The sequence below is a fragment of the Verrucomicrobiota bacterium genome (assembly GCA_037139415.1).
Taxonomy (GTDB): Bacteria; Verrucomicrobiota; Verrucomicrobiia; order Limisphaerales; family Fontisphaeraceae; genus JBAXGN01.
Genome location: JBAXGN010000021.1, coordinates 34,704 through 54,263, shown reverse-complemented (window position 1 = coordinate 54,263; position 19,560 = coordinate 34,704). Strand labels below are relative to the sequence as shown.

Genomic DNA, 19,560 nt, shown 5'->3' with positions numbered 1-19,560 from the left:
TGGGGTTCGAACTCGTTCCAACACCAACGGCTTCATCCGGAGTTTCTTAAGAGGTTTCGCGTAATGTCAAAACACTCTCTTGCAACTTGGGCAGATGACTGAGTGGCTAAAACCGATTCTATCCGTTGGAAATGTGTACTTGCCCCGTATCAACATCAGCGTAAACTCCCGCCCATGCGCACAAACTGTATAATATTTACCAGGAATATATGATGGCGAGCCAAAAGCAATGCTCGCTTACCGCAATTGGAATCACGATTCTCCTGACTGCCTGCTCGCTCGCCTTGCCACAGACTGCTCCCGCATCCACGGCCCCCGCCAAACCGGGAGGTCAGGAACTCCTAATTCCCGCCCGCATTGGCAACGTCCCCGCAGGCAACGACTACACCAATGCCAACAGTGAATTCTGCTTCAAACGCAGCAAAGCCTCCGACCACTTCGTGCTCTTCTGGGCAAAAGAATACGGCGATGACCCCATGACCAACAGCGTCGCCAAACGCCGCTTCAACGTGGAGGAAGTCCTCAAGGAAGCCGATCGTTTCTATAGCTACTACGTGGACACGCTCAAATGGGTGGACAAACAAAAATCCTTCGCCACCAAATACAAATATCTCATTTTCGTCGTCGGCGGCACCGACAACACCGCCTTCGGTGGCAGCACGGATAACAAAATCGGCACCTTCTGGACGCCCGCCACTCGGATCAACCATAGCCCCTATGGCGTGGTCGCCCATGAACTGGGCCACTCCTTCCAGGCCCTCGACCGTGCTGACGGAGCCGCCTCGTTCGTCTCCAGCGGTTCTATTGGCGAAATGACCTCCCAGTTCATGCTCTGGCAGGTCTATCCGGAATGGCAAACCTTCGAAAACTACCACCTGAATGCCTTCATGAAGGCCACCCATCTCGCGTTCCTGCACCGCGACAACCAGTACCACACGTGCTATCCGCTGGAATACTGGTGCTGCAAGCACGGCGTGGAGTTCATCGGGAAAATGTGGCGCGAAGTGCAGCGCGGCGAAGACCCGGTCATGACCTACAAGCGACTCACGAAGATCAACCAGAATCAGTTCAACGACGAAATGTTCGACGCCTGCCGCCGCTTCGTCACCTGGGACCTGCCGCGCATCGAGAAGGTAGCCGCCCGCTACGCCGATCAACACCTCACTTCCATCAACCGCGCCGCAGACAACTGGTATCAGATTGCCGCCGACAAGTGCCCGCAGAACTACGGCTATAATGCCATCAAACTCAAAGTCCCTGCCGCCAATACCAAAGTGACGCTCGCCTTCAAAGGCATCGCCGGTGCGAAGGGTTTCAGCCAGGCCCAACTCGATAAAGCCGGCTGGCGCTACGGGTTCCTCGTCCATAAGGCCGACGGCTCCCGCGTTTACAGCGACACGTTCTCCCAGGCCGACGGCAACACGGAATTCACCGTCCCCGCCAACACCAAATTCCTCTGGCTCGTTGTGATGGGAGCGCCAACTGAACACTGGATCCGCGTGGGTGACCGCCGCAAGCCCGCCGACGCAACTGCTGTCGCCAACGCCAACGAACAATGGCCCTTTAAATTCAGAGTCACCGGCACAGCGCCGGATGATTCCATTATTCATTAACCATCGAAGTCGTTAGGTGAGACACCATGAGACGTAATGACAGAGCAATAGGCATCGAGGAAGCAAGAAGCCTTCTCGAATCAGCCGAATACGGCGTTCTTTCCATGGCAGCCCCAGATGGTGTGCCGCATGGGATTCCCCTGAACTTCTCGCTGGCCGGGGACAGTATTTACTTCCACTGTGCTCCGGAGGGCAAGAAGATCGATATTCTCTCAGCGAACTCGAGAGCCTCGTTTTGCGTGGTCGGCAAAACACAGGTGTTGCCCGAGAAGTTCGGCACCAAGTACGAAAGTGCCATTGCCACAGGCTTCGTCGAGGAACTCTCGGCCGAGGAGAAGCGACAGGGCCTGGTCTTGTTGGTCAGGAAGTACTCGCCCGACTACGTTAAAGAGGGGCTTGAGTACATCGATAAGCTCATCGCTAAGACCAAGGTTTTCAGGATCCGGCTGGAGTCAATCACCGGCAAGGCCCGCACATGATCAGATAACCCAAGCATTGGGGCAAATGAATGGGACTGGAGCTGAATTTTACCAAGATGGTGTTGGATACGATTCGTCCAGAGGGTTCACCGGAGAGCAGCCGTACTCTCCCTACGCCTCATTCGACGATGTGCTATCAGTTCAGTTGCTGCCGGCGGCCATTTTATCCCCTTTGTCGCACACCGCCCATAACCGTTTACCATGGACGGTAAAGAGAACCCCATTGGCCACGCACGGCACGCCGCAATACGTGGGGGTGTCCGCGTCAATGGTGCCGAGCGTTTTCAGCGTCTTGCTCACCGCGAGAACACTCTTGCCGGCAAACAATTTGCCATCCACGGCTAGCAGGGAGGAACTTAACATGCCGTGATCGCTTTTGAGGGCGTAGCTCCAGTATTTCTGCCCGGTGTCTGCATCCAGACAGTGGATGACGCTGGCTTCGTCAATGACAAACACCAACCCGTCGGCGATGGCCACGGTGGTCAGCGTCGCATTCAGGTTGTCACAACTCCAGACTTTGCCGCTCTGGGTGACGTTGCCGGGCTTGGTCGGATCAATACAAACAAGATTACCCCGGCTGTGCTTCAGGCCATGATTCGGGTCCCCGCCGATCGCCACGTAAACCCGGTTGCGGTAGAACACCGGTGTGGAAATGATATCGCACGGATGCTTTTTGCCATCCCCGGTAATCTGATGCGCGTAGAACGGCGCATTCCGGTATTCCGGGGGCAGGCAGTCGAACCACCAGATCTTCTTCAGGATCGGCACGTCCGGCACCTGGGCGGTCGGAATCGTATCAATCGGCGTGTTGGCCGGCACGCCGATCGAATAACGGAATTCCAGCGGCAACGCCGGTTTTTGGGTGGCGGGAAGCACATTAAACTTGCTGGCGTATTCTGCGGGCGTGAGGCCGGTGATGTCTTTTTCTTTATTTTTGATATCAATAAAGTAAGTAATCGGGCCGCGCAGTGTGGACGTGATCCAACGGTCGGGAGTGACCTGCGCCGCTGGATCAACTGGTTCAAACCCATAGCAGAGACCATTCCCGGTGGCAAACAGGATCTGGGCTTTTCCGTTTACCGTGGCCAGCGACGGCGATGACCACTGTCCACGCCATAACTGTTCCCCGATCTGCTCGTCGTCACGCGCGACCAGTTGTCCGGTATGCTTGTTGAATACAATCAGACTGGGAGTCAGTGGATAAAACGGCCGTTTCGAGTTTTGAAAACGTCCATTGCCAGTACAAACATACACAAAATCGCCATGAACCAGAACCGAGCAACTGGCCGCATGATGCTGCTCGACGTGTAATTTCTCCGCCATGTCATACTGCCACACGATAATGTGCCGGTTGGTATCCGCCCCACCGGCAGCGGCAGACGGTTTGAGCCAGGCGGTCAGATCCAAACACACCACCTCCTGATACGGGGTCACCACATAGAGGCGCTCGCCCTCGATGGTCGGCGTCGAGCACACTCCCCAGTTTTCACCTTTGTCTTTCGGACGCGGGCAAATATATCGCCCCAGCTCACGCCCGTTTTTTTCATCGAAGCAAAATAATGTGGCGTTTGAAGTCGCAGCGCCAGTAGTGCCGATAAATACCTTGCCCTGGCTCACAGCCGGGCTGCCGAAGGTCTTGCTGCCGATCTTGGCGAACCATTTGATATTTTTCGTGGTGGCCAGGTCAATTTCGCCACCGCCATTTTCGGTCCCGAGAGAATACCAATCCGGCAGTCCCTTCTCGGTTTCAGAGGCCATATTGCGCGACGGCTTTCCACCCCACGACGGCCAATCTGCGGCACCCGCGGCGCTCGCCGAGAGAATCAGGGACAAGAGAACCCAGCCAGACGACATTGTTGTCACATGAATTTGCTTTTTGGCGACCTTCCAAGTTGTGGTCGCTACACGGGTAAGGGAGAATTGGGCTTTGCTCTCAGTCATTACGGCAGCAGCCTGACAGACTGGGCGAAGGCCGTCAACGGGCAAGTTTACCCCCCAAATCCACGCCTAAGAAAAATAAAATGCGAAAATTCCTCGCCTAAGCCGATCTCCCGCGCGAACCATGAAACACCATTAACTTAACACTTGAAAATCACCCTCCGAAACTCGAAAATCGTACGCGTAGTTATTATGTGTAACCATATCTCGGTACTGTTAGGACGTCTTGAGGGATTATGAATGCCAGCCGGCTTGCCATCTTCCTGGTGATTGTCCTGAGTGTTTGGACCGCCATGCACCTGTACGTTTTCTGGCGGGTCGCCTCGGTACCGTTCATCACCGGCTACATTTCCCGCCGCACCTTGGTCTGGCTGGCCGTCGGCCTGTGGACGATTTATCCCCTGGCCCGCATTCTCGGTGCCCGGCACTGGCACAAAGTGGCGGCGCCGTTGGAGTTCGTGGGTGCCATCTGGATCGGCCTGCTATTTCTGGCGCTTTCGCTGCTGTTAATCGTCGAGGTGGTGACTGCTGGCGGTTTCCTCTGGAGCAACAGTGCGCCGGTGCTGCGTGGTTGGGCGCTGGTGATGGCGGGAGTGTTGGGTGTGATCGCGCTGGCGCAGGGATTGCGGGTGCCCGTCGTTCAAGACTATGAAGTCCGGCTGACCGGGTTGCCAAAGGAGCGGGAGGGCATGGTGCTGATCGCGCTTTCTGATCTGCATCTTGGTACCATGTTGGGCAAGGACTGGCTGGCGAACGTCATCCAACAGGTGGACGCACTGAAGCCGGACGTGGTACTGGTGGTGGGCGATTTGGTGGATGGCAACGTTGGTCATGTGGAACCACTGTTGCCGGTACTCAAAACGTTGCGCGCACCGCATGGTGTCTGGGCGGTCACCGGTAATCATGAATTTTATGCCGGACTTGAACGCAGTGTGCAGTTGATGGAAGCAGCGGGCTTTACCGTGTTACGGGACCGTGCAGTTGAAGTGCTGCCTGGCTTGGTGGTGGCTGGCGTGGACGACTTGCAAACGCCGCGCACCGAGGCAAACCGAAAACCGTTTGAACGCGCATTAAGTGGGCGCCCGCCGGGGGCCACGATGCTGCTCTCGCATTCTCCCTCGCAATTCGAGACGGCGGCAGCAGCCGGTGTGGGACTCATGCTTTCCGGTCACACGCATAATGGCCAGCTCTGGCCATTCAATTACCTGGTGAGACTGGCGCATCCACTGGTGGGCGGGCGCTATAACGTGGAGGGCATGACGGTGATCGTCGGGCGCGGCACTGGCACCTGGGGGCCGCGCATGCGCCTGTGGCAGCCCGGCGAGATCATGCGCATTCGACTGAAGTCTGACTAAACCTTTGAAACTCTGATATAAGTGCCTTGAGAATAATGTCTAGCAATAGTGGTATCTATGCAGATCCAGAACAAATATCATGTGTCCTTGATGCAAGGACACATTAGCGCGCAGAATTATGAATGAAATATTGGTCATCGGACACCGGAATCCGGACACGGACGCCATCTGTTCCGCCATCGCTTACGCGGAATTCAAACGGCGCACCGGCATGCCCAACGCCATCGCCGCACGTTGTGGCGATACGAATGACCGGATTGATTTTGTGCTCAAGACCTTTGGCGTGCCCGCGCCACGCTTCGTAGCCGATGTCTCGCCCAAGGTGCGCGACGTGATGCGCCGGAACGTGGTCAGCGTGCCGCCGGATGCAACGGTCGCCGAGGCGCTCGCCATCATGGACGAGGACAACCTGCGCGCCCTGCCGGTGCTCGATGAGCAACGCCGCTGCCAGGGGCTGGTATCCGTGTTCAAGATGAACCAGTATTATCTACCGGCACCCAACCGGCTGTTTGATTCCCGCCGGGTCCGGGCCTCGCTGAACGCCGTGGCCCGCACCACGCAAGCCCGGCTGGCGCACGTGGTGGAGCCAGATCGCGAGGAGGATTTCACCCTGATGATCGGCGCGATGTCGCTGGACGCCTTCCGGACGCGCCTGGAGAAGTTCCCGCCGGAAAAACTGATCATCGTGGTGGGCGACCGTCTGGATGTGCAGCAACTGGCGGTGCAGTCGCGCGTGCGTGCCATCATGATCACCGGCGGCCTGCAAGTGGACCGCGGCGTGCTGGAGCTGGCGAAGCGCAACGGCGTCAGCCTCCTGCTCTCCATGCATGACTCCGCCACCACCGCCATGCTGTGCCGCGCCGCCATGGCCGTCTGGCATATTGTGGATGAGCAGATGCTCTCCTTTAGCGCGGACGAATTGATTGCCGGTGCGCGCCGGCGGGCAGTGGAGTCTGATCACCCCGCGTTTCCCGTCACGAATGAGCAGGGGGAAATGTTGGGCGTCCTTTCCAAATCGGATTTTCTCAAGAGGGTGGACCGCCAACTGATCCTGGTGGATCACAACGAGCTGTCGCAGGCCGTGCAGGGCGCGGCGGAGGTGGAGATCATCGAGATTATTGACCATCACCGCATCGGCGCGTTGACCACGCATCAGCCGATCCTGTTCCGCAATGAACCGGTGGGCTCCACCAGCACGATTGTCGCGGATTGCTTCCTGCGCCACGGCGTGGAGCTGCCCCGCGAGATTGCCGGGCTGTTGCTGGCCGGCCTGGTCTCCGACACGCTGAACCTCACCTCGCCAACTTCAACGCCCCGGGATGCGGAGATTCTCCGGCAGTTGGAAGCCCGCGCTGGCGTCAATGCCACCGCCTTTACGGAAAGCCTGTTCAGCTCCGGATCGGTGCTCACCTCGCGGCCCCCAGCCCAGGCGGTCGCCACCGACTGCAAGGAATACGTGGAGCGCGGCCGGCGCTTCAGCGTGGCGCAAATCGAGGAGATCGGCTTTGAACAATTCTGGAAACGCAAAACCGAAGTCTTGCAGGCACTGTTGGCATACCGGCAGCAAAAAAATTATACCTTCGCCGCGCTGCTGGTGACGGATGTGACCACACAAGCCTCGCTGCTGCTCATGGCGGGGGAGGCCGAGGTGCTGGAACTGATTGATTATCCGGAATTGGAGCCCGGCATTTACGAACTGTCAGGAGTGGTCTCGCGCAAGAAACAACTGCTGCCGTACCTGGCGCATTGCCTGGCCCGACTGCAAGCAAGTTAATAAGCCATTAACGTCACCACAAGAACGACGTCTGCTCACCTACCATTTGGTCGCCGTTCCACAGCGTCGCGCGCCAGGCCGCCAGTTCGCCAAAAGCCTTGTAATCGTCGCCGCCCAGCGTCAGTTGCGTCCACGTGCTGAGCCAGCTTTGCTTGGTAACGGGGGCTTCCAGGGTGCGCAGGGTGGGTAGCTTCTCTTTCATACCGCGCAATTCCACCCGCAATTTCAGGTTGGTATAACCGCTGGCTTTCCATTGCACGTCGAATCGTAGCGCCGACCGTTGATCGTGCTCCCGGCGCAACTTCGCCTGGTACGCATCCCGGGCGTACAGACTGGGCGAAAGCGATTGCCGTCCTTTCAGGTCCAGGAAATGCGGGAGCACCTTGATGACCATGGCCGAGTCCGCCTGCGCGGAACCCGCCAGCATCAGCCAACCCAGCACCACCCAGCTTAATATGCCACAACGCATGGCCGCAGCATACCTTGCGAAACCTGAAACTCAACCTTCTTTTGCGCCGCTTATGACGAGCGAGGGTTCCCGGAGTCTCGCCAATGGTGACCTGCGGTATTCCTGCGTTCAGCGGAAGGGAAAATCAAAGCGTTGTTTTTGCGTCTATCCAAAGCGGCGTCGCAGCCCCCTACACCCCGCCTTGCCGCACGCACTCCAAAACCGGCGGTTCCCCGCGCGTCCCTTGGGCAAGGGTGAACCACCGTGAGTGGATTGAAGGGCTTACGGCTCGAAACGTTGTCGCAATTGTTTCGCGATGGTGATGAACGCCTGTCCTTGAGCGTCATCGGGATGGGAAACGACGACTGGAGTACCCTGGTCGCCACCAATCCGGATTTCGGTGTAGATGGGCACTTCACCCAGAAAAGGAATTCCCTTGCGGGTGGCCACCGCGCGGCCGCCACCGTGGCCGAAGATTTCAATGCGATCACCGGATGGGGCGATAAAATAGCTCATGTTTTCAATGAGGCCGATGACCGGCACATTGACTTTTTCAAACATGGCGATTCCTTTGCGCACCACTGCCAGTGAGGCCTCCTGCGGGGTGGTCACCACCACGCCCCCATCCAGCGGGACAGTCTGACACAGTGTCAATTGGGCATCTCCCGTGCCTGGCGGCAGATCCACCAGGAGGTAATCCAGATCGCCCCAAGCCACTTGGGTAAGAAATTGTTGGATGGTCTTGACGATCATCGGTCCGCGCCAGATCACCGGTTGGTCGCTGTCCAACAGGAACCCAATGCTCATGAGTTTGACCCCGTGATTGATCGGCGGCATGAGCTTGTCATCCTCGGTGATGTAGGGGCGCTGGTTGATGCCCATCATCAGGGGAATGCTGGGACCGTAAATATCGCAGTCCAGCAAGCCCACCTTCGCCCCCAACAATTTGAGGGCGCAGGCCAGGTTCACCGAACACGTGGATTTACCGACGCCCCCTTTGCCGCTGGCGATGGCGAGGATGTGCTTGATGCCCGGCACCCGCGCCTGTTGGTCAAATGGATTTGAAGTGGCGGCTGCAGCTGGCACCGCGATGTCAACGGAAACGGATTTGACTCCCGGCAGTTGGCTTATCACTTTTTCCACCTCCGCCTTGAGCTGATCGGCCACCGGCTGATTGAGGGAGGTGAGTTGCACGTGTACGCGCACCGCGCCAGCATCGCACGTGACTTCCTTCACCAGTCCGAACGCCACAATATCGCGCGAAAAGCCCGGATATTTCACCGTGCCAAGCGCTGTCATCACCGTCTCTTTATTCAACTTCATAGTGTTCCACACCAAAATGGCCAATCCGATGCCACGCATTACGCATCGCCCCGAGTACGTTGTCAATGGGCGGCTTTGCCCGAAACCGCGGCCGCGTGTTCGGAAAACGATTTGCCGTGGCCGGTCGGGCTGATGACGGAGTCAATGATGCCGCGCTGAAACTCGTCCCACATCGGGGACATGTTGCGCAGTTTTTTCACGACCTTGTCCGCGAAGGTTTCAATGACGTAATCCACATCCGCCTCGGTATTATCTTTGCCAAGGGACATGATCAGGTTGCCTTGCGCCAGGGCGTGGTCAATGCCAATCGCCGCCAGCACATGTGAAATCTTCAGGGATTTGCTCACGCAACTGGAACCGCTGGCGACCGCGATGCCGTTCATATCGCACAGCAATAACTGGCCCTCGCCTTCAATGAATTCGGTGCTCAGGTTGAGGGTCGTGGAAATGCGTCCGGGTCCTGGCTCCGGCCCATTCAGCTTGATGTAAGGCACCTTTGCCTTGAGACTCTCCCACAGCCGTTTTTGCAGACGCGCCGTCAACTCCATGCGCTGCGGCAAGTCGCGCAGCGCAATTTCCGCCGCCACCCCGGCGCCAATGATGGCTGGCACATTTTCCACCCCGGCCCGACGTCCGCCCTCCTGTACCCCGCCATGGATGATGCTGACCAGCCGGGCGCGTTTGTTCCGGTAAAGCACTCCCACGCCTTTGGGCCCGTAAAACTTATGGGGGGAAAAAGACATCAGGTTGGCACCCATGGCCTGCACATCAATCGGCAGCCAGCCAGCACTGGCTTCGGCATCCACATAAAACGGAATGCCTTTTTCCGCGGCAAGCTTACCGATTTCCGCGATGGGTTCGATGCTGCCGATGTCATGGTTGACATGATGGACCGCAATGAGAATGGTCTTATCCGTCAGCGCCGCCCGGACATCCTCGGGCTTGATAAAGCCTTGGGTATCCACCTTTACGCGGGTACAGGTGAACCCTTGTTTTTCCAGAAATTCGATGGAGTTGATGATTGAAGGATGCTCAATCTCGGAAATGACGATATGATTCCCTCGACGCTGATTGGCATAGGCCACACCTTTAATGGCCAGATTGGCGGATTCCGTGCCATCCGAGGTGAAAAAGATATCCTCCGACGACTCGGCATTGATGAGCGCGGCGATCTGTTGGCGGGCCGTCGCCAAGGCATCGCGCACCCGTAATCCATGCTGGTGCAGCGAGGAGGCGTTGCCAAACGCCTCCATGAAAAACGGCTTCATCGCCTCGAACACCTCCGGCAATACAGGGGTGGCGGACGCATGATCGAGATAAACGTGACGCATAAAGATATAATCCCTATCGGTTCAGAAAATGGTCGGTGACGGAACACAGCAATGGCATTGCCTGCCGTCGGTCAAAACCTGCCTGGCACCCTGGCTCAAGCGGGCACGGCTTCGTTTTCCTTCGCCTCAACTTTGGCGGCCAACTCGGGATGCTTCTTTAGATAATCTTCGAGCGCGGCCTTGAGCGCCTCTTCGGCGAGCACCGAGCAGTGGATTTTCACCGGGGGTAACCCGCCGAGCGCGTTTACCACTTCCTGGTTGGAAAAAGTCATGGCTTCCGCGATGGAGCGGCCCTTGATTAACTCGGTGGCCATGCTGGAGCTGGCAATCGCCGAGCCGCAGCCAAAGGTCTTGAACTTGGCATCCTCGATTTTACCATCCTTGATTTTCAGGCTGATCTTCATGATGTCGCCGCAGGCTGCCGCGCCGACTTCCCCGATGCCATCGGCTTCCTTCAGATCGCCCATATTTCGTGGGTTCATGAAGTGATCCATCACCGTTTGATTGTACAGGGTATAGGTGTCGCTCATAATCATTTCCTTTTCATTTCAATTTGAATTCATGCTTCCGCCATCACCGGAATCGCTTTTCCCCGCCGATTTGCCATCGGCATGACCGCCTGTTGCCGGGCCAGCGTGGCCAGGCTGGTAGCCGCAAAGGTTTCTTTCAGGCGATCCTGGGCTACCGCAAAAATCGAGCACAGCGCGCAAGATTCTGTATGGACACAAGACGAATTGACGTCCAAACAGCGCTGCAATGCAATGGGGCCCTCAACGGCCTGGATAACATCCAGGATCGTAATTTCCTCGGGTGTCTTGGTCAGCGCAAAGCCGCCCCCGGTTCCGCGCACAGAACGCACCAAGCCGGCCTTCGCCAGGCTCTGGAAAATTTTGGCGAGGAAACTCTTGGGGATATCCTCCTCGCGGCTGACTTCATCAATCATCACCACTGCGCCGATAGGACGCCGGGCCAGGGCCATGAGCCCCAGTACTCCGTATTCCACTGCGCGCGATATATGCATGTTATATTTAAACAGGACCAATCTGGTCCTGTTTGCAGACTCAATATAGGACGCATCGCCGGGATGTCAAATATGGAGCACGCCGGTGTGAATTTATCGCGCCCCCATGGCGTCCAACCGTATATCTTGAATTGGTGCTCCATAACGTGCTTGACGAGAGTTTTGCCCGACATAACGTTATTTTTATGAACGCGACCCATGGTCCATGTCCAGTCATCACTTCGCGTCGAGTAGCGGTGTCGAAGAACCTTCCGGCTTGCACTCTGCTCACCCTTCTGTTTTGCACGGCTCTGATTGGCCAGAACTCGGTGAATGCTAAAAGCACTGATAAAGAAACCGCGCTAACCGTCTCCAATGTCGTCGCTAAACCAAAACTGGATTCCAAACTCAAACTACAGTCGGTGCAGGTAGCGCCAGCCAGTGTGGTGTTGGAGGGCAAGTGGTCATCACAGAGTTTAACCGCACTGGGAACGTTTGCCGATGATACGACTCGTGATGTGACGGATCGCGCCGAGTTCAGGTCGGCGAATCCCAAGGTGGCAACGGTCAGCAAGGAGGGGGTAATCCAACCCGTGAGTGAAGGGGAAACCACGATTCTGATCAGCGCCAAAGCCGGGGGGAGTGCCAAAGCGGAAGTGCGGGTTGCGGTGAAAGGGATGACGAATGAGACCGTCTTTTTCACGCGGGACGTTACCCCGTTGCTGGGGCGGCTCGGTTGCGCCGCTACCGCTTGCCACGGCGCGCAACGTGGCCGGGCTGGGTTTAAGCTGTCGTTGTTTGGTGGTGAGTTGGGGGAAGATCATCTGGCGCTGACGCACGCTGCAATTGGCCGGCGCATCAATAAAATCGAACCGGCCAAGAGTCTCCTGCTGGGCATGGCGACGGGTGCGCTGCCGCATACCGGGGGCAAGCGGTTGACGCCGGGGTCGGCCGAATACAACCTGCTGGTCGCCTGGATCAATCAGGGCGCGCGGCTGGGTGATGATACCGCGCCCCGGTTTGTCGCCTTGAAGTTATCGGCGGATGAACTGGTGTTCCGGATGGGAGAAACCCGGCGGTTGCTGGTTACGGGTATGCTTAAGGGTGGAGCGCAACGCGACTGCACGCGGTTGGCGACGTATAAATCCACGGATCCGAAGGTGGCCATGGTAGATGCCAATGGCGAGGTGTGGGCGGTGGGGCCGGGCGAATGCACGGTGGTCGCGATGGCCGCGCGTCAGGCGACGGCCGTCCGCGTGCTGGTCCCGCAAATTCTACCCCAACCGTTCCCGGCGGCGGCGGCGAATAACAAGGTGGATGAATTGGTATTGGCCAAATTGAAACGGCTGGGCATCCCGCCCTCGGAGGTCTGTTCCGACCAGGAGTTTTGCCGCCGCATTTATCTCGATATGCTGGGCACCCTGCCAAGTCCGGCGGAAGTGAAGGCGTTCCTGGTGGACAAGGATGCGCAGAAGCGCGGCAAACTGATTGAGGCGCTGTTCCAGCGCGAGGAATTCGCTGATTACTGGGCCATGAAGTGGGGGGACCTGCTGCGCATCAAGAGCGAGTATCCGGTGCGCATCTGGCCAAAGGGAGTGACGACCTATTACCATTGGCTGCGCGAGTCGGTGGCGACCAACCAGCCGTATGATCAGTTTGTGCGCGAACTCCTGACCACCAGCGGCAGCAATTTCCGCCGGGGTCCCGCGAACTTTGTGCGGGCCGTCTCGAACAAGGATCCGCAGACGCTCGCCGAAACCACCGCCATGCTCTTCATGGGCGCCCGGGTGGCCTGCGCCCGCTGTCACGCGCATCCCATCGAAAATTGGTCGGTGAGTGACAATGTGGCGCTGGGCGCGTTTTTCGCGAAGGTTGCCTATAAATCCACGACCGAGTGGAAAGAGGAAATTGTCTATTTCAATCCCAAGGCGTCGCTACGCGATCCTCGCACGCGCGAGATTGCCAAACCTCGGCTGTTGAGCGGGGAAGTCTTTGAACTTGGACCGGATGAAGATCCGCGCTTCAAATTTGCGGACTGGCTGATTTCAACAAATAATCCGTGGTTCAACCAGGCGATTGCCAACCGGGTCTGGTTCTGGATGATGGGACGCGGTATCATTCACGAACCGGATGACATACGTCCGACCAATCTGCCCGAAAATCCCGAACTGTTGACGTATCTCGTGCGGGAATTGGCGACGCACAAATATGACCTTCGCCATTTGTTTCGGCTGATTCTGAATTCCAACACCTATCAGCGCTCCAGTAAGGCCAACGAATTTAATAAGAACGATGTGGCGCACTTCTCGCATTTTCAAATCAAACGGCTCGGCGCCGAGGAGTTGGTGGACGCGTTATGTCAGGTGACCGAGGTGCCAGAGACTTATACCAGTTCTATTCCCGAGCCGTACACCCGGCTGCCGTCGGATTACCGGGCGGTGCAGGTTTTCGATGGGAACATCCAGACCGGGGTGCTGGAACTCTTTGGCCGGCCGCCCCGGGATACCCCGTATGAATGCGAGCGCGACTCCGCGCCGTCGTTGCGCCAAAAACTGTTCATGATCAATTCCGATTTGCTTGAGGGCAAGGTGACCGGCAGCCCGCGCATTCAGCGCCTGATCAAGGAAAAGAAAACGGACGCGGAAATCGTGGATGAATTTTACCTGAGCATTGTGGCACGCCCGCCGACGGACCAGGAGAAGCAAAAAGCCCTGGCGCATCTCGCCAAGGATCCGAAAAATCGCCCGCAGGCGGTGCAAGACTTGGTGTGGGTGTTACTGAATACCCAGGAGTTTATGTTTGTGCGCTAGTGGCCAAAATCAAACCCGCAACCAGAGGAAAAAGTTATGTTAGACATTCAAGGCAGCAAGATAACGCGGACCTGTGAAGGTCTGAGCCGTCGCGACTTCGTTCGGGTTGGCAGCCTGACCATGATGGGTCTGAGCTTGTCCGAATGGTTCGCGCTGAAGGCCGCCGGTGCCATCGCTGAACCGCGCGGCGGGGCCAAGGCCGTCATACAACTCTGGATGGGTGGCGGACCGACGCAGACCGATACCTTTGACCCGAAGCCGGATCAGGGGGTGGAAATCAGCGGACCGCTGCGCAGTCCGATCCAGACCAACGTAAAGGGCATTCGGATTAGCGAACTCCTGCCGCTGTTGGGCAAGCAGGCGGATAAGTATTCCATCCTTCGCAGTATGACCCACATGAACAACGGGCATGAAACCGCCACGTACATGATGATGACCGGCACCCCGGCGGCTTCGGATCCGCCATATCCGGCTTTGGGCGCGGTGGTGGCATACGAGCGTAATCGTGCCGGTTATGCCGGAACCTTGCCGCCCTATATTACTTTGACCAGCGCGTTGGGCCGCTTTTCGGAGGCGGGCTTCCTGGGGAACAATTACCGCACGTTTGCGCCGGGTGGTGACCCCAATAATAAAGATTTTCGGGTGCAGGGACTGGTGCCGCCCCGGAGCATGTCCGATGCGCGTATTCAGGAGCGCCGGTCCCTGTTGCAGGCACTGGATTCAGTCGCCCGGGAAACGGACAAACCTGGCGTGCTCGACGCCATGGATGACTACGAGAAGAAGGCGTACGGCCTGATTTTGGGCGATGCCAAGAAGGCCTTTGATTTATCCGAGGAAAAGGATGCTTTACGCGATAAGTATGGTCGGCACCACTTTGGTCAATCCTGCCTGCTGGCGCGCCGGTTGGTGGAGCGCGGGGTTCCGTTTGTGACCATTAACTATGGCGGCTGGGATACCCATGTTGAAAACCATAAGGCCATGCAGCGGTTGTTGCCGCCGCTGGATTCAGGCTTTGCGACCTTGCTGGAGGATCTGGCTCAGCGCGGTTTGCTGGAGAGCACCATTGTCATCTGGTACGGGGAATTCGGGCGGACGCCACGCATTGCCAATGAAGCGCCTTGGTTTGGCGGACGGCATCACTTTGGCAATGTGTTCTCGGCGGTGGTGGCCGGAGGCGGTTTCAAGGGCGGGCAGGTGATTGGTTCGAGTGATACCCGAGGTGAAAACGTCAAGGATCGGCCCGTGTATCCGTGGGACCTGAGTGCGAGCATGTACCGGTTGCTGGGCATTGACCCGATGGGGCAATTGCCGCACCCGCAAGGTTGCGTGGCGTACATCACCCCGCTGGCGCAAGGCAAGGTTCAAAGTGGCGGTCTGTTGACGGAGATCATGCCTTCTTCGGCTACCGTAACGAAGGCTACCAAAGGATGAGGTGTGTTGGGATGAGTACCTGGAGATTGTTTTTAACAACGACGTTGGTGTGTCTGCTGGCCGTAATGAATAGTTTGGCCGAGAAAAACACACCCTCGTTGACGAATCTAACCCGGCAAACCCTGACGTTGCCAGTGCCGTTCGGGGCGGTTTCCACCGCCAAAGGCACGGTGTCCAATACCTGCCAGGTTGGTTTGGGGACGGTCATTCTGATTCCCGTGATGACGTTCAGCCCGGATGGCAGGCTGCTCGCGGTGGCGGGGTACCAGGAGATTGCGCTTTGGGATTTGGCGAACGCAAAACTTGGCAAGCGTTTGGGGGGCAGCGCGCTCACCGAGGCAGTTCAGGCGCTGGTGTTTACCAGAGATGGCAGGTTCCTGATTGCGGGCGACGGCGCGCCACGGACGTCTGGTGCCGTCAAAATTATTGAGGTGGCCACGGGCAAAGTAGTGACCACTTTCAAAGAGCCGAAGGATGTGGTGTTATCCTTGGCGCTCAGTCCCGATGAGCAGCAGCTCGCGGCTGGTTCGGCGGATGGAGTTGCCTATATCTGGAGCATGACAAGCCGGAAATTGATCACCACGATCAAAGAGCATACCGATTGGGTGCAGGCGGTGGCGTTCAGCGCCGATGGCAAGCTGTTTGCAACGGCCGGTTCCGACCGGCAATTGCTGATATGGGATGCCAAAACCTGGAACTCGCAGGAACGGTTACCGCAGCCAGAGACGATTTTTAGCGCGGCCTTCAGCCTCGATGGCTCGAATGTGCTTTGGACCATTGGCGGCCCGGAGAGTCGTTCTCTGCGTTTGCGGAAGTTGTATGATGATCCGGTGGAAAAACCGGCCGACCCGGCCAAACCCATACCGCTGCCGCCGCCGCGCACCACCCGCACGATTGATCTTGGTCTGGTCACGCCGTTGCGGTTGGCCGTGTCGCCCGATACGAATCGTCTGTTTCTCGCGTGTAGCGATAAGACCATCAAGGTGTGCGATCGGAACGGAAATGTTCAGTCATCCCTGTCTGGACATCAGGATTGGGTATATTCGGTCGCGGTCAGTGCGGATGGCAAAAAACTCGCCTCCGGCAGTGCGGATGGCACGGTGCGCCTGTGGAATGTGACGGATAATCGTTTGTTAGCCACCCTGGTACAGCTCGCTCCGCGGGTGGATGATTGGTTTATCATTACCGCATTCGGTTTCTACGACACCTCAACACCGTCTGCCATCCAGTGGACGCCCGCCGCCACCAACACCACGCCTGAGCAGTTGGTGACGCTTTTCCGTAATGCCGAGACCGTCAGGGAAGCCCTTGCTGGTGGCTCAGGTAAGCCGCCCGACCCCAAGCCAAAGCCGGCGCCACCCAAACCTTCGATCCCGACGCCAGCCCCAGCGAAGGTGCCGCCGCCCATCACTCCTCCGAAGCCAGTCACTGCACCAGCACAATCGCCAGTCAGGGCCCCGGCTTCACCGTCGCCGACAAACTCGGCCCCGGCAAAGTTGCCGATTACTCCAGTTCCGGCCAAAGTACCGGTCGCCCCACCTGCAACGAATGCAGTGCCGTTGAAGTCGTCGTCTGCTCCCATAACCACGCCAGTCTTGGTTCCGGCGAAGGCTCCAGCTTCGCCGTCGGTAACCAATGCAGCACCGCCGAAGGCGCTGCCCGCCCCACCGTCGGTTGCCACCCCAGCCGCCCAACCAAAGGAGAAACAATGAAAACGCAGCTTTTGCGATGGGGAATTTACGCAAGCACCCTGTGGGTGGCAGAGTTTTCTTCGGTTGCGGCTACCAACGCAGTTCTGCAAAAAGCACCACCGCCAGCCTCCAATGCCGCGCCGGTAAAATCCGCGACAGCCACTGTGAGCAATGCGGTACCCCCAGCCAAACCTGCGATCGCCGTAACCAATAGTGTCGCCGTCAAACCGGCTGCCACCAACGCCGTCAAACCTGCGGTCACGACTACAAATGTGCCGACGGTTGCAGCCAAACCGGCTGCCGTCGCGACCAATGCTGCGGCCGCAAAACCCGCCGCTCCAGCGCTCCCCGCGCAGGTGGCCGCTCCCTACATTGCCTCGATCTTCCCAGCGGGCGGGCAGCGTGGCAAAACGGTGATGGTGACGCTCACCGGCAAGAATCTGCTGAACATCACCACGGTGGGCATTACCGGACACGGTGTGACTGCTAAAATAGTGGGGACCAACAAGACCGACAGCGTGCAATTGGCCGTCACCATCGCGCCGGATGCCGATATGAAAGAGCGTGATATTCGCGTGATTACAGCGGGTGGCCCCTCAAACCGGTGGCGGTTCATGATTGGCGATTTGCCTGAGTTGAATGAAATCGAACCGAACAACGATCTCGCCACCGCGACCGGGTTGACGAATCTGCCCGTCCTGGTGAACGGACAGGCCATGATGGGGGATCGCGATTACTTCCGCTTCACCGCCAAGGCCGGCCAAACGATTGTGCTGGCGGCACAGGCGCGCGCCATTTTGACCTATCTGGCGGATGCGGTGCCGGGTTGGTGCGATATTTGTCTGACCTTGTTTGACGATAAGGGTAAAGCCATCCAGTACGTGGATGATTACCGATTCAAGCCCGATCCGATAATGATTTTCAAAGTGCAAAAGGATGGCACCTACTACGTTTGTGTGCATGACATCATGTTCCGTGGCCGTGGCGACTTCGTGTACCGGCTGACGGTGGGAGCGGTGCCCTACATCACGGATATGTTCCCAATGGGCGGGCAAAAGGGCACCACGGTCAAGGTGGCGCTGCGTGGTGTCAATCTGCCGGTGCAGAGCCTGGACTTGGCGATCCCGGCGGATTCGTTGCCAGTGCGGGAGTTTTCCTTGCCGGGACCGCCGCGCTCCAATTTGGTGCCGTATGCTGCTGGTGATGTGAAAGAGGTAATGGAAGTGGAACCGAATGACACGACCAACCAGGCGACGCGGGTGCAGTTGCCGGTGAATATCAATGGACGGATCAACCGGCCAGGAGATCAGGATTACTATGTGTTTCAGGCCGAAGCCGGGCAGCGCCTGGTTTTTGAAGTGTTCGCGCGCCGCCTGGATTCGCCGGTGGATACGATCATGACCCTAATTGACGCGCGTGGCAATGAGTTGGCGGAAAACGATGATGTGGTGGACGACATGGAGGCACTAATCACGCATCATGCTGATTCCAAGCTGACGTACACCTTCCGGCAAAAAGGAGACTATTACGTCCGCATACGGGATACGCAGGGCTACGGCGGTGATGAATATGCCTATCGGCTGTGGATCGGTCCGGAGCGTCCAGGGTTTGCCTTGCGCATCACGCCGGATAATCCGCGTGTCGGCAAAGGGGAAACCGTGCTGTTGAACGTGGATGCCTTACGCAAGGATGGCTTCACCAATGAGATCACCGTATCGGTGAAAGATTTACCCAAAGGGTTCACTGCCAGTCAGGCGGTGATTTCCGGTTCGCGCAGCCAAGTGCCGCTCACCATCACCGCTCCACCCGATGCCGAATTGGGAGTCATCTCCCCAACGGTGGTGGGCACCGCTATGCTGGCTGGTCAGCCAATTGAGCGCAAGGCATTCCCAGCCGAGGCGGTCATGCAGGCGTTTTTCTTCACGTACCAGTTGCCGACCCACGATCTGTTGCTGGCGGTTCTGGAGGCCACTCCGTTCCGCGTGTTCCCACAGCTCAAGGCGGATGAGGAACTGGAATTGAAACCGGGCGGCGAGCTAACCATCCAAGTCAAGGTGGCCCGTTCGGAAAGTGCCAAGACCGGCTTCATCAGTCTCGGGTTGCAACGCCCACCCACGGGCATCACTGCCCAATCTGTGCCCATCCAGCCGGAAGAGAATGAAGGCAAACTGGTCATCACCGCTTCCAAGTCCATCCAGCCAGGCCGTTACAGCATCATCGTCAGCGGCACACTTAGCGGGGTTGCGCGTTACGGATTGGTGCGCATCGCGCCCGCGATCGCAATTCGCGTTGTCCCCGAAGTGAAGCTGGAGACGAAGAAGTAGGGTCACACTTCCACGCTTGTCAAACTGGCGGCACTGGCTAGGC

General features: G+C 57.8%; 14 protein-coding genes. 8 read left to right on the top strand and 6 right to left on the bottom strand.

From position 1 onward, the window contains the following. Window positions 1–209: 209 nt before the first annotated feature. Both WCO56_05775 and WCO56_05770 read left to right on the top strand, forming a co-directional pair. Window positions 210–1,613: a DUF6055 domain-containing protein gene (locus tag WCO56_05775; GenBank protein ID MEI7729056.1), complete on the top strand. Its 1,404-nt coding sequence runs from the start codon at window positions 210–212 to the stop codon at window positions 1,611–1,613. Between the two features lie 26 nt (window positions 1,614–1,639). Continuing rightward, complete coding sequence (locus WCO56_05770) at window positions 1,640–2,092, top strand: pyridoxamine 5'-phosphate oxidase family protein (GenBank protein MEI7729055.1); 453 nt, start codon at window positions 1,640–1,642, stop codon at window positions 2,090–2,092. A gap of 141 nt (window positions 2,093–2,233) precedes the next feature. Here WCO56_05770 and WCO56_05765 read toward each other — a convergent pair whose 3' ends face one another. After that, window positions 2,234–3,850, bottom strand: a complete 1,617-nt coding sequence (locus WCO56_05765) for a PQQ-binding-like beta-propeller repeat protein (protein ID MEI7729054.1) — start codon at window positions 3,848–3,850, stop codon at window positions 2,234–2,236. 416 nt (window positions 3,851–4,266) lie between these two features. Here WCO56_05765 and WCO56_05760 point away from each other — a divergent pair, with 416 nt between their 5' ends. Together WCO56_05760 and WCO56_05755 are read left to right on the top strand one after the other, a co-directional pair. After that, window positions 4,267–5,385: a metallophosphoesterase gene (locus WCO56_05760; protein MEI7729053.1), complete on the top strand. Its 1,119-nt coding sequence runs from the start codon at window positions 4,267–4,269 to the stop codon at window positions 5,383–5,385. Between the two features lie 118 nt (window positions 5,386–5,503). Continuing rightward, entirely contained in the window at window positions 5,504–7,159 is a 1,656-nt protein-coding gene (locus tag WCO56_05755) for a putative manganese-dependent inorganic diphosphatase (GenBank protein ID MEI7729052.1), read from the top strand. Window positions 7,160–7,172: 13 nt separating this feature from the next. Here the strand turns inward: WCO56_05755 and WCO56_05750 are convergent, their stop codons facing one another. From WCO56_05750 to WCO56_05730, 5 genes are all read right to left on the bottom strand, one after another. Next, window positions 7,173–7,628 (bottom strand): hypothetical protein, encoded by a 456-nt coding sequence (locus WCO56_05750; GenBank protein MEI7729051.1) that lies wholly within the window; start codon window positions 7,626–7,628, stop codon window positions 7,173–7,175. A gap of 261 nt (window positions 7,629–7,889) precedes the next feature. Continuing rightward, window positions 7,890–8,930, bottom strand: a complete 1,041-nt coding sequence (locus tag WCO56_05745) for an Mrp/NBP35 family ATP-binding protein (GenBank protein MEI7729050.1) — start codon at window positions 8,928–8,930, stop codon at window positions 7,890–7,892. 62 nt (window positions 8,931–8,992) lie between these two features. Beyond that, on the bottom strand, window positions 8,993–10,261 hold the full coding sequence (locus WCO56_05740; GenBank protein ID MEI7729049.1) for a cysteine desulfurase family protein: 1,269 nt from the start codon (window positions 10,259–10,261) through the stop codon (window positions 8,993–8,995). A gap of 95 nt (window positions 10,262–10,356) precedes the next feature. Next, complete coding sequence (gene nifU, locus WCO56_05735) at window positions 10,357–10,791, bottom strand: Fe-S cluster assembly scaffold protein NifU (GenBank protein ID MEI7729048.1); 435 nt, start codon at window positions 10,789–10,791, stop codon at window positions 10,357–10,359. A gap of 29 nt (window positions 10,792–10,820) precedes the next feature. Further along, window positions 10,821–11,282, bottom strand: a complete 462-nt coding sequence (locus WCO56_05730; GenBank protein ID MEI7729047.1) for an Rrf2 family transcriptional regulator — start codon at window positions 11,280–11,282, stop codon at window positions 10,821–10,823. A gap of 185 nt (window positions 11,283–11,467) precedes the next feature. Here WCO56_05730 and WCO56_05725 point away from each other — a divergent pair, with 185 nt between their 5' ends. Genes WCO56_05725 through WCO56_05710 form a run of 4 tightly spaced genes read left to right on the top strand, consistent with a single transcriptional unit; the run spans window position 11,468 to window position 19,517 of the window. Then, a complete protein-coding gene (locus WCO56_05725) occupies window positions 11,468–14,071 on the top strand; it encodes a DUF1549 domain-containing protein (protein ID MEI7729046.1) in 2,604 nt (867 codons plus the stop codon). Between the two features lie 36 nt (window positions 14,072–14,107). Continuing rightward, window positions 14,108–15,502: a DUF1501 domain-containing protein gene (locus tag WCO56_05720; GenBank protein MEI7729045.1), complete on the top strand. Its 1,395-nt coding sequence runs from the start codon at window positions 14,108–14,110 to the stop codon at window positions 15,500–15,502. Window positions 15,503–15,513: 11 nt separating this feature from the next. Continuing rightward, on the top strand, window positions 15,514–17,214 hold the full coding sequence (locus tag WCO56_05715; protein ID MEI7729044.1) for a hypothetical protein: 1,701 nt from the start codon (window positions 15,514–15,516) through the stop codon (window positions 17,212–17,214). Next, entirely contained in the window at window positions 17,211–19,517 is a 2,307-nt protein-coding gene (locus tag WCO56_05710; GenBank protein MEI7729043.1) for a PPC domain-containing protein, read from the top strand. The genes WCO56_05715 and WCO56_05710 overlap by 4 nt, the downstream gene beginning before the upstream one ends. Window positions 19,518–19,560 lie beyond the last annotated feature (43 nt).

Bases quoted from the DNA above. Each gene is read 5' to 3' on its own strand.
- WCO56_05765 (MEI7729054.1), bottom strand. From the start codon at position 3,850: ATGGCCTCTGAAACCGAGAAGGGACTGCCGGATTGGTATTCTCTCGGG.
- WCO56_05745 (MEI7729050.1), bottom strand. From the start codon at position 8,930: ATGAAGTTGAATAAAGAGACGGTGATGACAGCGCTTGGCACGGTGAAA.
- WCO56_05750 (MEI7729051.1), bottom strand. From the start codon at position 7,628: ATGCGTTGTGGCATATTAAGCTGGGTGGTGCTGGGTTGGCTGATGCTG.
- WCO56_05770 (MEI7729055.1), top strand. From the start codon at position 1,640: ATGAGACGTAATGACAGAGCAATAGGCATCGAGGAAGCAAGAAGCCTT.
- WCO56_05755 (MEI7729052.1), top strand. From the start codon at position 5,504: ATGAATGAAATATTGGTCATCGGACACCGGAATCCGGACACGGACGCC.
- WCO56_05775 (MEI7729056.1), top strand. From the start codon at position 210: ATGATGGCGAGCCAAAAGCAATGCTCGCTTACCGCAATTGGAATCACG.
- WCO56_05730 (MEI7729047.1), bottom strand. From the start codon at position 11,282: ATGCATATATCGCGCGCAGTGGAATACGGAGTACTGGGGCTCATGGCC.
- WCO56_05725 (MEI7729046.1), top strand. From the start codon at position 11,468: ATGAACGCGACCCATGGTCCATGTCCAGTCATCACTTCGCGTCGAGTA.
- WCO56_05715 (MEI7729044.1), top strand. From the start codon at position 15,514: ATGAGTACCTGGAGATTGTTTTTAACAACGACGTTGGTGTGTCTGCTG.
- nifU (MEI7729048.1), bottom strand. From the start codon at position 10,791: ATGAGCGACACCTATACCCTGTACAATCAAACGGTGATGGATCACTTC.
- WCO56_05720 (MEI7729045.1), top strand. From the start codon at position 14,108: ATGTTAGACATTCAAGGCAGCAAGATAACGCGGACCTGTGAAGGTCTG.
- WCO56_05740 (MEI7729049.1), bottom strand. From the start codon at position 10,261: ATGCGTCACGTTTATCTCGATCATGCGTCCGCCACCCCTGTATTGCCG.
- WCO56_05710 (MEI7729043.1), top strand. From the start codon at position 17,211: ATGAAAACGCAGCTTTTGCGATGGGGAATTTACGCAAGCACCCTGTGG.
- WCO56_05760 (MEI7729053.1), top strand. From the start codon at position 4,267: ATGAATGCCAGCCGGCTTGCCATCTTCCTGGTGATTGTCCTGAGTGTT.